Source organism: Benzoatithermus flavus, assembly GCF_037908215.1.
Lineage (GTDB): Bacteria > Pseudomonadota > Alphaproteobacteria > Geminicoccales > Geminicoccaceae > Benzoatithermus > Benzoatithermus flavus.
On record NZ_JBBLZC010000001.1, the window covers coordinates 308,287 to 321,451 of the forward strand.

Annotated in this window: 11 protein-coding genes; 5 read left to right on the top strand and 6 right to left on the bottom strand. The window is 69.9% G+C overall.

Going from position 1 to position 13,165, the window contains the following annotated elements:
* The first annotated feature begins 68 nt into the window (after window positions 1-68).
* The 4 genes from U1T56_RS01410 (at window position 69) to U1T56_RS01425 (ending at window position 4,368) form a co-directional block, all read left to right on the top strand.
* Window positions 69-614, top strand: coding sequence for an NADPH-dependent FMN reductase (locus U1T56_RS01410; protein ID WP_418157636.1), 546 nt, complete (start codon window positions 69-71; stop codon window positions 612-614).
* On the top strand, window positions 611-1,753 hold the full coding sequence (locus tag U1T56_RS01415) for an arylamine N-acetyltransferase family protein (RefSeq protein ID WP_418157637.1): 1,143 nt from the start codon (window positions 611-613) through the stop codon (window positions 1,751-1,753). Before U1T56_RS01410 ends, U1T56_RS01415 begins: the two co-directional genes overlap by 4 nt.
* A gap of 272 nt (window positions 1,754-2,025) precedes the next feature.
* A complete protein-coding gene (locus U1T56_RS01420) occupies window positions 2,026-3,216 on the top strand; it encodes an acetyl-CoA C-acetyltransferase (RefSeq protein WP_418157638.1) in 1,191 nt (396 codons plus the stop codon).
* Window positions 3,217-3,240: 24 nt separating this feature from the next.
* Window positions 3,241-4,368 carry an acyl-CoA dehydrogenase family protein gene (locus tag U1T56_RS01425; protein ID WP_418157639.1) on the top strand — a complete coding sequence of 376 codons (1,128 nt, stop codon included), beginning with the start codon at window positions 3,241-3,243 and terminating at the stop codon, window positions 4,366-4,368.
* Between the two features lie 27 nt (window positions 4,369-4,395).
* Here the strand turns inward: U1T56_RS01425 and U1T56_RS01430 are convergent, their stop codons facing one another.
* The 5 genes from U1T56_RS01430 to U1T56_RS01450 are packed head-to-tail and all read right to left on the bottom strand — an operon-like array spanning window position 4,396 to window position 9,784.
* A complete protein-coding gene (locus U1T56_RS01430; RefSeq protein ID WP_418157640.1) occupies window positions 4,396-5,145 on the bottom strand; it encodes an aspartate/glutamate racemase family protein in 750 nt (249 codons plus the stop codon).
* Between the two features lie 57 nt (window positions 5,146-5,202).
* Window positions 5,203-6,393, bottom strand: a complete 1,191-nt coding sequence (locus tag U1T56_RS01435) for a serine hydrolase domain-containing protein (protein ID WP_418157837.1) — start codon at window positions 6,391-6,393, stop codon at window positions 5,203-5,205.
* A gap of 30 nt (window positions 6,394-6,423) precedes the next feature.
* Complete coding sequence (locus U1T56_RS01440) at window positions 6,424-7,638, bottom strand: serine hydrolase domain-containing protein (RefSeq protein ID WP_418157641.1); 1,215 nt, start codon at window positions 7,636-7,638, stop codon at window positions 6,424-6,426.
* 49 nt (window positions 7,639-7,687) lie between these two features.
* A complete protein-coding gene (locus tag U1T56_RS01445) occupies window positions 7,688-9,007 on the bottom strand; it encodes an MFS transporter (protein WP_418157642.1) in 1,320 nt (439 codons plus the stop codon).
* 48 nt (window positions 9,008-9,055) lie between these two features.
* Window positions 9,056-9,784, bottom strand: coding sequence for a maleate cis-trans isomerase family protein (locus tag U1T56_RS01450; RefSeq protein WP_418157643.1), 729 nt, complete (start codon window positions 9,782-9,784; stop codon window positions 9,056-9,058).
* Between the two features lie 356 nt (window positions 9,785-10,140).
* On the opposite strand from U1T56_RS01450, the gene U1T56_RS01455 reads away from it, so the two are divergent.
* Complete coding sequence (locus U1T56_RS01455) at window positions 10,141-10,851, top strand: GntR family transcriptional regulator (RefSeq protein WP_418157644.1); 711 nt, start codon at window positions 10,141-10,143, stop codon at window positions 10,849-10,851.
* A gap of 4 nt (window positions 10,852-10,855) precedes the next feature.
* Here the strand turns inward: U1T56_RS01455 and U1T56_RS01460 are convergent, their stop codons facing one another.
* Entirely contained in the window at window positions 10,856-13,162 is a 2,307-nt protein-coding gene (locus U1T56_RS01460) for an NADP-dependent malic enzyme (protein WP_418157645.1), read from the bottom strand.
* Window positions 13,163-13,165: the final 3 nt, after the last annotated feature.

A 13,165-nucleotide genomic window follows, 5' to 3' on the forward strand; every position in this document is an offset into this window, starting at 1 on the left:
GACCTCAACCTAACTCGAGGTCCTATGCCCTGGGGCCGATGGTGTGACAAGGCAGGAGTCCCCGAGGCATGGAGAGGAAGATCCAGCTCGCGCTCATCTACGGCAGCACGCGCGAGGGCCGGTTCTGCGACAAGGTGGCCCGATGGGCGATCGCCGAGATCGAGCGGCACGGCGCTTTCGCTCTCGACGTGATCGACCCGGCCGCTCCCGAGTTCGGCCGCCATGCGCTGGCGCCACGGATCGGGCGGGCCGACGGCTTCGTCGTCGTGACGCCGGAGTACAATCACTCCTATCCCGCACCGCTGAAGGCCCTGATCGATTCCATCAAGAAAGAGTGGCAGGCCAAGCCGGTCGCGTTCGTCTCCTATGGCGGCATCTCGGGCGGCCTCCGAGCGGTCGAGCATCTGCGCCTCGTCTTCGCCGAGCTGCACGCGATCGGAATCCGCGACAGTGTGAGCTTCGCCCATGCCAGGGACCGGTTCGACGCCGAGGGCGGGCTGCACGACCCGGAGGCCGCGCGGCAGGCGATGGCGACCATGCTCGCGCGCCTCGCCTGGTGGGCGACGGCGCTCCGCCATGCGCGCGCGGCCAACCCCTACGAGGTCGCGGCATGAGCGGGATCGGTTCGAACACGGGCACGGTGGCGGGTGCCCGCGTCCTGGTCCTGGGTCGGTCGCCCGAGGTGCTGGAGACGGTGATACGGGAACTGGCGGCGCTCGGCGTCGCCGTCGCGGGCTCGGTCGAGCCCGAGCAGGCGGCCGAGCGTTTCGATGCCGGAGCATTCGACCTGATCGCGTTCGGCCGGGGCCTGCTCGGTCCCGTGAGCGAGCGCCTGAAACGGGAGTTCGCGCACCGGAACCCGAAGGTCCGCTTCCTCGACACCTACGCTCCCCTCGCGGTCCGGCAGATCGTGGCGGCGCTCGCGGGCACGGATGGCACTCCCCCGGTCGATCTCGCCGCCTACTGCGAGCGGATCGGCTATAACGGTCCGCGGACACCCACGATCGAGACGCTGCGAGCGCTCCACGAGCTCCATCCTGCCGCGATCCCGTTCGAGGCGATCGACGTCCTCCTGAACCGTGGCGTCGACCTCGCGCCGGCCGCGATCGACGCGAAGCTGATCCATGCCCGGCGCGGCGGCTACTGCTTCGAGCACAACGGCCTGTTCGGGCGGGTGCTGACGATGCTCGGCTTCGCGGTCGAGTGCCTCGTCGGCCGGGTGCTCTGGATGGCGCCACCCGGCGCCGCGCCGCGGCCGCGCACGCACATGGCGCTGCGGGTGACGATCGACGGCGAGCCCTGGCTCGCGGACGTCGGCTTCGGCGGCTGCGTGCCGACGGCACCCTTGCGCCTGAACACCAGCGAGCCGCAGCCGACCCGGCACGGAGACTTCCGCGTCGTCCCGTTCGGCGCCTCCTTGCGCGTGCAGGCCCGCCTCGGCGAGGCCTGGACGTCGCTCTACGAGCTCGCGCGCGAACCGCAGCTCGACGTCGATTACGAGCCCGCGAACTGGTTCACGGCCACCCACCCGAGCTCGCTCTTCCGGCAGAACCTGATCGTCGCCCGGACGACGCCGCAGGCGCGCTACGCGCTCTTGAACGCGCGCTTGACCGTGCGGATGCCGGACGGCCGCGAGGAGCGCGAGGTCCTGAGTGCGGCGCGGCTCGAGCAGGCCCTGGCCGAGCTGTTCACGCTGCCCGTCGAGCCCGCCTGGCGACCGCTGATCGAGCGGGCGGCCGCGATGGCATCGTAGCGCTCCCCTTCGGCAGGGTCCCTGCCCCGGCCCGCCGGCACCGCGCCGCTCGATCCCTTCTCGGCCGTTGCGACATTCGACCGCTGCGGTGATTGTCCGCCATTCGGCCTCAAGGTAGAGTCGCGCATCGCACGCCGGAGCACGGGCCGGACGTGCCGGACGAAGATCACGGACCTCGAGGACGGGCTCGGCGTCCGGCCCGGCGGCACCGCCGGGCGGTCCTGAGGCCTCGTGATCCGCGAGCGCGGCCAACCCGCTGGTGAGGAGCTGCCATGACCACCCCTGATCCCATCGTCATCGTCGGCGCGGCCCGCACGCCCATGGGCGGCTTCCAGGGCGAGCTGGCGAGCCTCGCCGCGCCCGAGCTCGGGGCGGCGTCGATCCGGGCCGCCGTCGAGCGCGCCGGCCTGAGGCCGGAGGACGTGCAGGAGGTCATCATGGGCTGCGTGCTGCCGGCCGGCCAGGGTCAGGCTCCGGCCCGCCAGGCTTCGCTCGGCGCCGGCATCCCGGAGAGCACCGGCTGCACCACGATCAACAAGATGTGCGGCTCGGGCATGAAAGCCGTCATGCTCGCCCATGATCTGATCACGGCCGGCAGCAACGACGTCATGGTGGCGGGCGGCATGGAGAGCATGTCGAACGCGCCTTATCTTCTCGACCGGGCGCGCGCCGGCTACCGCATGGGGCACGGCCGGGTGATCGACCACATGTTCCTCGACGGACTCGAGGACGCCTACGACAAGGGCCGCCTGATGGGCACCTTCGCCGAGGACTGCGCCCAGCACTACCAGTTCACCCGCGAGGCGCAGGACCGGTTCGCGGTGACCTCGCTGACGCGCGCCCAAAAAGCGGTCGCGGACGGCACCTTCGACGCGGAGACGGTGCCGGTCACCGTCCGCACCCGTAAGGGCGAGAGCGAGGTCAGGAAAGACGAGCAGCCGGGCAAGGCGGTGCCGGACAAGATCCACCTCCTGAAGCCGGCGTTCCGGCCCGACGGCACGGTGACCGCGGCCAATTCGAGCTCGATCTCGGACGGTGCCGCCGCACTGGTGCTGATGCGCCGCTCCGAGGCCGAGCGGCGCGGCCTCACGCCGCTCGCCGAGATCAAGGGCCACAGCACCCATGCCCAGGCACCCGCCTGGTTCACCACCGCCCCCGTCGGCGCCATCCGCAAGCTCCTGGAGCGGGTCGGCTGGACGAAGGAGGAGGTCGATCTCTACGAGATCAACGAGGCCTTCGCGGTGGTGACGATGGCGGCGATGCACGAGCTCGGCCTGCCGCACGAGAAGGTCAACGTGCACGGCGGCGCGTGCGCCTTGGGTCATCCGATCGGCGCCTCCGGAGCTCGGATCCTCGTCACCCTCCTGACCGCGCTCGAGCGGCACGGCCTGCGCCGCGGCATCGCCTCGCTCTGCATCGGCGGCGGCGAGGCCACCGCGGTCGCGATCGAGCGTCTGTCCTGAGCGGATAGGGAAAGGCCCCGCGCCATGATCCTGACCGAGGAGCAGCTCCAGATCCAGAGCACGGCGCGGACCTTCGCCCGCGAGCGCCTGGCGCCTTTCGCGGCGGCATGGGACAGGACCCATGCCTTTCCCGCGGCGGCGCTGCGGGAGATGGGCGAGCTCGGGTTCTTCGGCATGCTGCTGCCGGAGGCTTACGGCGGCTCCGACACCGGCCAGATCGCCTATGCCCTGGCGCTCGAGGAGATCGCGGCCGGCGACGGCGCCTGCTCCACCATCATGAGCGTCCACAACTCGGTCGCCTGCATGCCGATCCTGAAGTTCGGCACCGAGGAGCAGAAGCGGCGCTTCCTGCCGCTGCTCGCGAGCGGGCAGTGGATCGGCGGCTTCGCCCTGACCGAGCCCCAGGCCGGCTCGGACGCGGCACGGATCGGGACGCGCGCCCGGCGCGACGGTGATCATTACGTCCTCTCCGGCACGAAGCAGTTCATCACCTCGGGCAAGAACGGCCGGCTCGTGATCGCCTTCGCGGTCACGGACCCGGCAGCCGGCAAGAAAGGCATCACCGCTTTCATCGTCCCGACCGACACGCCCGGCTACAAGGTGGCGCGGGTGGAGGAGAAGCTCGGCCAGCACGCCTCGGACACCTGCCAGATCGTGTTCGAGGATCTGCGCCTGCCGGCCGGGCTGCGTCTGGGCGAGGAAGGAGAAGGCTACCGGATCGCGCTCGCCAACCTGGAGGGCGGGCGGATCGGCATCGCCGCACAATCCATCGGCATGGCGCGCGCCGCGTTCGAGGCGGCGCGCGACTATGCCCACGCGCGGACGGCCTTCGGCAAGCCGCTGATCGAGCATCAGGCGATCGCTTTCCGGCTCGCCGACATGGCGACGCGGATCGCGGTGGCGCGGCAGATGGCGCTCCATGCCGCAGCCCTGCGCGAGGCGGGCCGGCCCTGCCTCACCGAGGCGTCGATGGCGAAGCTCTTCGCCTCGGAGATGGCCGAGGAGGTCTGCTCCGCCGCCATCCAGATCCACGGCGGCTACGGCTATCTCGCGGACTTCCCGGTCGAGCGCATCTACCGCGACGTCCGCGTCTGCCAGATCTACGAAGGAACGAGCGACGTCCAGCGCATGGTCATCGCGCGCAACCTCTGACCCGGCCCGCTCGACGCCCTGCGGGCCTCAGCCGTGCCCGCGCTCGAGCAGCGCCGCGAGCGTGGGCGAGAGGCCGGCGTGGGGCTTTCGCGGCGGCGGAGCGAAGCTGCCGGCGCGCGCCGCGCCGGGGTCGAGCCGGACCAGCGTCTCGGCGTGGCAGACCGCGCTCGACACCCCGTCCACCACCGGCACCGGCAGCTCCCCTTTCAGCGCGCGGGCGAGCCCGGCGAGTGGTGCCCCGGCGACGATCACCACGTCCGCCCCGTCCTCCTCGGCCGCCATCAGGCACAGCTCGCGGAGCTGCCGTGCATGGTCGGCCTGTACGCTGCCGATGCTCGCGAGCGGCTGGCGCAGCGAGCGGATGCTCGCGAGCCGGCCGAGCAGCCCGTTGTACGCCACGCATTCCCGGTACCAGGCGGTGATCCGCCGCGAAATCGCGACGATCGAGAAGCGCTGACCGAGCAGGCAGGCGCTCACGAGCGCGGCTTCGGTCATGCCGACCACCGGGATGTCCAGAGCCTCCTTGAGGCCGGGGACCCCCGGATCGCCGAACGCTGCCACCACCACCGCGTCGTGCGCATGGCGACGCTCGGCGACGAGCTCCGCCACCGCCTGGGCGGCGATCTGCGCCTCGAACCGGGTCTCGATGTAGGCGACCCCGTAGGGTGCCGTTACCATGGTGATCTCGGTGCCGGGCGAGGCGGCCCGCCTCGCCTCCTCGGCGATCAGCCGCGAAACGCTCTCCGAGATGTTGGGATTGACGACGAGAAGACGCATGGTCCGATCCTGAAGGCTCAAAAGGTTGGCGAGCGCCCACCGCGGCGGGTGCGGAGCTCACTTGCGAGGCGTGTCGGTCTCGAAGGGATCCGGTGCCGCACCCGGAGGCGGGTTGCTGGCTTGCGCCAGCGCCAGCTCGTGCGCGAGCGCGGCAGCGGCGGACGGATCGCCCGGCCCGCTGCCGGCGGCGAGCGCCGGCAGGATGTGGCCGTTCACGATCTCGCGGAAGATCTGGACGTTCCCGGCATCCCTGAGGCCGCCCTCGATCGGGAGCAGACTCGTCATCACCACGACCGTGTCACGCTTCGGCAGCACCACGATGAACTGGCCCTTGAAGCCCATCGTGTCGTACTCGGGCTCGCTCGTGACGATGTCGTTGATCCACCAATAGTCGCCGAAATAGGGCACCACGCCGGGCGAAGTCATCTGCCTGACCCATCCGGCGGAGACGAGCTGCCGACCCTGCCATTTCCCCTCGTGCAGGACGAGGAGGCCGATCTTCGCCATGTCGACGGGCCGCAGCCGCAGGCCCCAGCCGGTCGAGACCAGACCTTTCTGGTCGGCGCGGCCCCAGGCCCAGTTCTTCATGCCCAAGGGCTCGAACAGCTTCTGCTCGGCATAGACCTGGATCGGCATGCCGGCGGCGGCACCGAGCACGGCTGCGGTCAGGATCGGGTTGATGTCGGTGTACTCGAACGTCGTCCCGGGCGGGATCTTGGGCTGCGCCTCGGCCGCGAGCTGCAGCCGGTCGGGTGCCGCGTAGTAGATCGGGTCGTCCTTGGACTTGAAGTCGTAGTGCAGGCCGGAGGACATGGTCAGGATGTGCCGGACCTCGAGATCCTGCTTGTCGGTGAACTTCTCCGCGAGGTCGGGGCGCAGCTTCGCCACCAGCTCGCCAACCTTGGCGTCGAGGCGGAGCCTGCCCTCGTCCACCAGCATGCCGGCGAGGATCGCGGTCACGCCCTTGGTGATCGAGTAGAGCTCGTAATTGTAGTCGCGATCCAGCCCGCCGCTGTAGCGCTCGAACACGAGCTTGTCGTCCTTGACCACGAGCAGACTGCGCACGTCGAGCTTCTCGTCGCGCAGCCACTGGGAAAGCTGGACGAGACGCATCGGGTCCACGCCCACGTCCTGCGGTCGGGCGGAAGGCAGGTCCGAAGGTGCGGCGAAGGCGGGCAGCGGCGCGGCGAGTGCTGCGAGCACGACGAGGGAGGCGGCCCAGCGGCGGGCGGCGTTGCGGATCGTCATGGTGGTCATCCTGGGTCTCGGATTGCAGGCTCAGCGCTCGGGGGCGTCGTTGAACGCCAGGTCGGTGCCGGGGATACCCTTGCTGCGGGCGCTCCGCGCCAGCTCGTCGCGCAGCGCCTCCTGCCCCGCCGCCGCGGCCGCCGGCGTCACGCGCGTGTGCATGGCAGGCAGCACGTAGTCGTTCACGATTTTCCGGTAGAGATTGATGTAGGTGGCATCCCTAAGCCCGCCTTCGGTCGGCAGGATGCTGGTCATCACCACGACCGCGTTCTCCTCGGGTAGCACGGTGATGAACTGCCCCTTGAAGCCCATGGCGCCGAACTCGCGCTCACTGTCCACGATGTGGTTGATCCAGCAGTAATAGCCGTAGTCGCTGGCGGCCTTAGTGGTCGGGGCCGACATCTGCTCGACCCAGCTCTTGGGCACGACTTGGCGGCCCTGCCACTGGCCGCCGTGCAGCATGACGAGGCCGAGCTTTGCCATGTCGACCGCACGCAAGCGCAGCCCCCAGCCGCCCGAGACCGAGCCGGCCTTGTCCGCACCGGTCCAGTGATAGTTCTTCATCTGCAGAGGCTGGAACAGCCGCTCCTCGGCGAGCCGGTCCTCGGGCTCGCCGGCCGCGGTCGCGATCGCGGTGCCGACCAGCACCGGGTTCACGTCGGTGTACTCGAAGGTCTGCTCCGGCGGCACCCGTGCCGTCGTGCCGAGCGCCACCTGCAGCCGGTTCGGGGCCGTGTAATAGAGCGGGTCCGTGCCTTCGACCTGCTTGTAGTAAAGCCCGCTCGACATCGCCATGAGATGGCGCATCTCGATGTTCTGCTTGTCGGCGAGAGCCTGCTCGAACTCGGGATGCGCCTTCATGATCCAGTCGGCGACCTTGTCGGTGGGCCTGACCTTGCCCTCGCCGGCCACGATGCCGAACAGGAGCGAGGTCACGGTCTTGGTGACGGAGTAGAGCTCGTAGTTGTGGTCGCGGCTCAGCCCGCCGCTGTAGCGCTCGAACACGAGCTTGTCGTCCTTGACCACGAGCAGGCTGCGCACGTCGAGCTTCTCGTCGCGCAGCCAGGCGGAGAGGCGGGCGAGTTTCAAGGGGTCCATGCCGACCTCGCCGGGCTGCGCGGTCGGCAGGTCGGTCGCCGGCTCGGCCGCCGGAGCCGGCAGGCTCGCGGTCGTGGCGCCGAGGAGAAGCGAGCCCAGGAGGAGCCGCCGGAGGCGGCGGCTCGGGTGCAGGTGACGAGCCTCCATGATCTTTTCCTTTGCGTGCTCTGGCGGTGGAAAGTGGCGTGGGCCGGCTCTAGACGGGCAGCTTCCGGCTATAGTCGATCGACATCGAGCACAGGAACAGGAGCGCGCCAGCGGCGGCGAAGTACATCAGCGCCAGGAAGTAGGAGCCGGTCGCGGAGACGATCAGGCCGACGATGATCGGCGTCGAGATGCCGCCGATATTGCCGCCGAGGTTCATGGCGCCGCCCAGGAAGCCGGTGCGCTCCCGGGTCGCGAGGATGGACGGGATGACCCAGTACAGGCCGCACCAGCGCAGGAAGAACAAGGTGGTGGAGAGCAGGACGACGACGGCGACCGCGTTCGTGACCTGGGAGACCAGGAAGACCGAGACCGTGGCGATGACCGCGGCGACGCCGAACAGGGTACGATGGACGGCGTTGGACGACCCTCCGCGGGCCTTCCAGAGATCGGACAGGTATCCGCCGACCAGCTCGCCCACGAAGCCGGCGAAGAAGATGATGAACGACGCGCCGCCGAGCTGCTTGATGTCGAAACCGTGGACCTTGTAGAGGTAGTTCGGCATCCAGGTGAGCAGGCCGTACCACACGGTGTTGAAGAACATCCAGCCGAAGCACATCGCCCACACCGACCGATAGTGGAAGAAGCGCATCGGGCTGCCGCCGACCACCGCCGGCGACTGGGCGTCTTCCGCGGCGTGCGCCTCCTCGAGGTAACGGGCCTCGGCGTCGTTGACGCTGGGATGCTCCCTGGGGTCGTTGCGGATATAGTACCAGCACCACAGCCCGGCGAGCATGGTGCCCACACCGGCGACGACGAAGGACAGCCGCCAGGAGTCGAGGCCGGCGATCAGGCCGGCGATGACGATCGAACCCAGCGCGGCGCCGAGCGGCGCGCCGCCGTCGAGCAGCGTGGCCCCGCGCCCACGCTCGTTGCGGGTCAGCCACATCGCGTTGAGCTTGCCGCCGGCGGGATAGATCGGCGCCTCGGCGGCGCCGAGGCCGAGACGGGTGAGGAGCAGCAGCACCCAGCCCGTGCTGACGGCGGCGATGGCCTGGAAGAAACCCCAGCCGATGGTGGCGGCGGTGATCACGATCCGGGGTTTGAACCGGTCGGCGAGCATGCCGCCCGGTACCTGCATGAACGCATAGGTCCAGAAGAACGAGGAGAGCACCAGACCCTGGATGGCCGGGTCCATGCCGAACTCCTTGCCGATGATCGGCATGGCCACCGACAAGGAAGCGCGGTCGATGTAGTTGATCGAGATCAGAAGCAGCATCATCCAGAAGATTTTCCAGCGCACGTTGGTCCGCGTGGTAGTCGCGGCGGCGCCGGCGGCCGGGGGGGCGGTGGAGGTGGAGGCGATGCTCATGTCCGGGTCTTCCTGCTGCGGCGATGACGGGTGGGATGAAGGACGGGCTCAAGCCACCTCGCGGAACAGCCGACCCCAGCCCTGGACCCGGCGCGGGTCGGCGCCGGCGAGGCGGAGCGAGCTCCAGAGCGCCGTGGCGACCGAATCGTAGATCGGGATGCCGATCTCCTGCTCGAGCCGCTCGACCAGAGGCGCGCCCTTGAGGTTGGTGCATAAGATCGTGATGGCCTGCGGCTTCGCTCCCGCCACCTCGCGCACCATGGCGGTCAGGGTCGCGGCCGAGACCTCCGAGAACGAGAAGTTGCCACGGTCGCCCAGGTGGCGCTCGGCGACGCAGGCGAAGCCTTCCTTGCGGAAGTTCGGAACGATGCGCTCCTGGATCTCGTCGAGATAGGGGGTGACGAGGCCGAAGCGCTCGACGCCGGTGAGGCGGAAGATCTCGACCAGAGCGAGTACGGAGGAGGTCGCCTCGATGCCGGTGCGCTCGGTGATCGCGGCGCAGAGAGCGCGGTCCTGGTCGAGCCCGAGCCAGCTCGCCGAGGTGCCGTTCCAGCAGATCGCCTGCACCCTGGCATCGGCGAGAAGCGAAGCCGCCTCCAGCATCGGCTCGTAGGCGAACTGGCCGAGCGCTGCCTGGTCCAGCGAGATCTCGGTGACGCGGAACCGGCCGAAATGGACCGACACGTCGGGCAGAGCGGCCACCATGGCGCTCGAGACCGGTTCCAGGATGGTGTTCGAGGATGGCGTCAGCATCCCGAGAAGGGTGCGGCGGGTCATGGCAGGTGAAGCCTCCGAGGATCGGTGCCGGATGGTGCCGGCCCGGCGGTGCGGCCGGGCGGATGGCGCAGGCGGACGGCGCAGCCGCGGGCACGGCTGCGGCACGGGCCGGCGATGGCGGCCGCGAGGCGGTCTCGCGGCGCGGGGTCGAGCAACGGCATAGCCTTCCCTTTCGCGAGCAGCGTCCGGCAGGGCGGAAGGATCGCTCTCGCACGTCAATTTTGAATTTTGCATGCAAAATTTTGTATGGTGGCTTGCCTAGCCGCATTGCCGGCGCGCTGTCAAGCCTATATCTGCTGGCTCGAGGTGATTTCCCCCGACTCGGCCCGCCGAGCCGGAAGCTGTGGAGGCTGATCGTGGCGCTGCCCGATGCGATCGATGGCGAGGCGATGTCCGCGCATGGCGTGGCCGAGGCGGCGCGGCCGATTCGGCGCCGGCCGCTGCACGACGAGGTCACCGAGCGGCTGCGCGACATGATCGTCGAGGGCCAGCTGGCACCGGGCACGCGGGTGAACGAGGCCGCCTTGTGCGGGCAGCTCGGGGTCTCGCGCACGCCTCTACGCGAAGCCCTGAAGATCCTGGCGGCCGAGGGGCTGGTCGATCTGCTGCCGCGCCGGGGCGCCCGGGTCGCCGGCCTGAGCGCTGCCGAGCTCGGCGAGCTGTTCGAGGTGCTGAGCGGGCTCGAGCGGACGGCCGCCGAGCTGGCTGCGGCGCGGGCGAGCGAGGCGGACCTGGCCCGGCTCACAGCACTGCAGGCGCGGATCGAGCAGCACCATGCCGCCCGCAACCGGCACGACTACGCGCACGACAACCACGCGCTGCACGAGGCGATCGTGGCGCTTTCGGGCAACGCGGTGCTGAAGGAGGTGCACGCGCGGCTGATGACCCGGGTGCGGCGCGCGCGCTACATGGCGCTTCTTTCCCAGGAGCGCTGGGACGAATCGGTGGCCGAGCACGCCGGCATCCTGGCGGCGCTCGCGGCCAGGGACGCGCGGCGCGCGGGCGAGCTGATGCATCGTCACGTCGCCCGTACCGGCGAGGTCGTTCGCGCCGCGCTCGCGGGCTGAGCGGTCAGGCCGCGCCCGAAGGAGGCTCGCTCCGGCGGGGAGCGGCGGCGTCGACGACGGTGAGCGCCGTCATGTTGACGATGCGCCGCACGGTCGAGGTGGGGGTCAGGATGTGCACCGGCCGCGCCGGGCCGAGCAGGATCGGCCCCACCGTCACCCCCTCGCCGGCCACGATCTTGAGGGCGTTGAAGGTGATGTTGGCGGCATCGAGGTTCGGCATGACCAGGAGGTTCGCTTCGGCCGAGAGCCGCGAATCCGGGAACACCCGGTCCAGGATCCGCTTGGAGAGCGCAGCATCGGCATGCATCTCGCCCTCGACCTCGAGGTCGGGTGCGAGACGCTCCAGGAGCTCGCGCGCGGCGCGCATCTTCCGCGCCGATTCCGTGTCGGCCGAGCCGAAGCTCGAATGCGAGAGCAGCGCCACCCGCGGGGTCAGGCCGAAGCGGCGCACCTCCTCGGCCGCGAGCAGCGCCATCCGGGCGAGCTGCTCGGCCGTGGGGTCCGGGTTGATGTAGGTGTCGCACACGAACACCGTCTGCCTGGGCAGCATGAGGAGGTTCATGGCGGCGAAGGCCTGTACCCCTTCGGCGAGGCCCACCACGTCTGCCACGTGCTCGAGGTGGCTCTGGTACGAGCCGAACGTGCCGCACAACAGCCCGTCGACCCGGCCGTCGCGCAGGAGCATCGCGCCGATCAGGGTCGCGTTGCGCCGCATCTCGACGCGCGCCGCCTCGGGCGTCATGCCGCGCCGGCGCATCAGGCGGTAATAGACCTCGGCGGCCCGCGCGAGCTCGGCCTCGTCGTCGAGGCTCATCACCTCGTAGTCGCGCTCCGCCTCGAGGCGCAGCCCCAGCTCGCGCACGCTCGCCGCGATCGCATCCGGCCGGCCGATCAGGACCGGGCGCGCCAGCCCCTCGTCGACCACCACCTGCACCGCGCGCAAGGTCCGCGAATCCTCGCCCTCGGCATAGGCGATGCGCCGCCTGACCTCGGTCTCGGCGGCGGCGGCGAACACCGGCTGCATGATGGTGCCGGAGGTGTAGACGTAGCGCTCGAGCTGATGGCGGTAGGCCTTGAGGTCCTGGATCGGCCGGGTCGCCACGCCGCTGCGCATGGCGGCTTCGGCCACCGCCGGCGCCACGGTCGTGATCAGGCGCGGATCGAACGGGCGCGGAATCAGATACTCGGGGCCGAAGCGGATATCGTGCTTGCCGTAGGCCGCCGCCACCACGTCCGAGACGTCCGCCCGGGCCAGCTCGGCGATGGCGCGCACGCAGGCGAGCTTCATGTCCTCGTTGATCGTGGTGGCGCCGACGTCGAGGGCGCCGCGGAAGATGAAGGGAAAGCACAGGACGTTGTTGACCTGGTTCGGGTAGTCCGAGCGCCCGGTGGCGATGACGCAGTCGGGCCGGACCGCGAGCGCCAGCTCCGGCCGGATCTCGGGCTCGGGGTTGGCGAGTGCCAGGATCAGTGGCCGCTCGGCCATCTTCTCGACCATCTCGGCCGTGAGCACGCCCGCGGTCGAAAGGCCCAGGAACACGTCGGCCTCGGGCACGATGTCGGCGAGCGTGCGCGCGTCGGTGTCCTGTGCGTAGCGGGCCTTCTGCGCGTCGAGGCTGACGAGGCGGCCGGTGTGGAGCACGCCCCTGCTGTCGGTGACGAAGATGTTCTCCTTGCGCACGCCCAGGCCCACCGCGAGATCGAGGCAGGCGATCGCGGCGGCCCCCGCCCCCGAGCAGACGAGCTTGACGTCCTCGATCCTTTTCCCCACGACCTCGAGCCCGTTGAGGAGCGCGGCGGCCGCCACGATCGCGGTGCCGTGCTGGTCGTCGTGGAACACCGGAATCTTCATCCGCTCGCGCAGGCGGGTCTCGATCGTGAAGCACTCGGGCGCCTTGATGTCCTCGAGGTTGATCCCGCCGAAAGTGGGCTCGAGCGAGGCGATGATCTCGACCAACTTGTCGGGGTCGGTCGCGTCGATCTCGACGTCGAACACGTCGATGCCGGCGAACTTCTTGAACAGGCAGCCTTTGCCTTCCATCACGGGCTTGCCGGCAAGCGCACCGATGTTGCCGAGGCCCAGAACCGCGGTGCCGTTCGAGATCACGGCCACGAGGTTGCCCTTGGCCGTGTAGTCGTAGGCGGTGAGCGGGTCCTGCCTGATCGCGAGGCAGGGTGCGGCCACGCCGGGGCTGTAGGCCAGGGCGAGGTCGCGCTGGTTGGTCATGCCCTTGGTGGGGGTGACCGCGATCTTGCCGGGTGTCGGATAACGATGATAGTCGAGCGCGCTCTGGGTCAGCGGATCTTCCATGAC

Excerpts from the sequence above, each read along its gene's own strand:
- U1T56_RS01410 (WP_418157636.1), top strand. The coding sequence starts at position 69 with ATGGAGAGGAAGATCCAGCTCGCGCTCATCTACGGCAGCACGCGCGAG.
- U1T56_RS01415 (WP_418157637.1), top strand. The coding sequence starts at position 611 with ATGAGCGGGATCGGTTCGAACACGGGCACGGTGGCGGGTGCCCGCGTC.
- U1T56_RS01420 (WP_418157638.1), top strand. The coding sequence starts at position 2,026 with ATGACCACCCCTGATCCCATCGTCATCGTCGGCGCGGCCCGCACGCCC.
- U1T56_RS01425 (WP_418157639.1), top strand. The coding sequence starts at position 3,241 with ATGATCCTGACCGAGGAGCAGCTCCAGATCCAGAGCACGGCGCGGACC.
- U1T56_RS01430 (WP_418157640.1), bottom strand. The coding sequence starts at position 5,145 with ATGCGTCTTCTCGTCGTCAATCCCAACATCTCGGAGAGCGTTTCGCGG.
- U1T56_RS01435 (WP_418157837.1), bottom strand. The coding sequence starts at position 6,393 with ATGACGATCCGCAACGCCGCCCGCCGCTGGGCCGCCTCCCTCGTCGTG.
- U1T56_RS01440 (WP_418157641.1), bottom strand. The coding sequence starts at position 7,638 with ATGGAGGCTCGTCACCTGCACCCGAGCCGCCGCCTCCGGCGGCTCCTC.
- U1T56_RS01445 (WP_418157642.1), bottom strand. The coding sequence starts at position 9,007 with ATGAGCATCGCCTCCACCTCCACCGCCCCCCCGGCCGCCGGCGCCGCC.
- U1T56_RS01450 (WP_418157643.1), bottom strand. The coding sequence starts at position 9,784 with ATGACCCGCCGCACCCTTCTCGGGATGCTGACGCCATCCTCGAACACC.
- U1T56_RS01460 (WP_418157645.1), bottom strand. The coding sequence starts at position 13,162 with ATGGAAGATCCGCTGACCCAGAGCGCGCTCGACTATCATCGTTATCCG.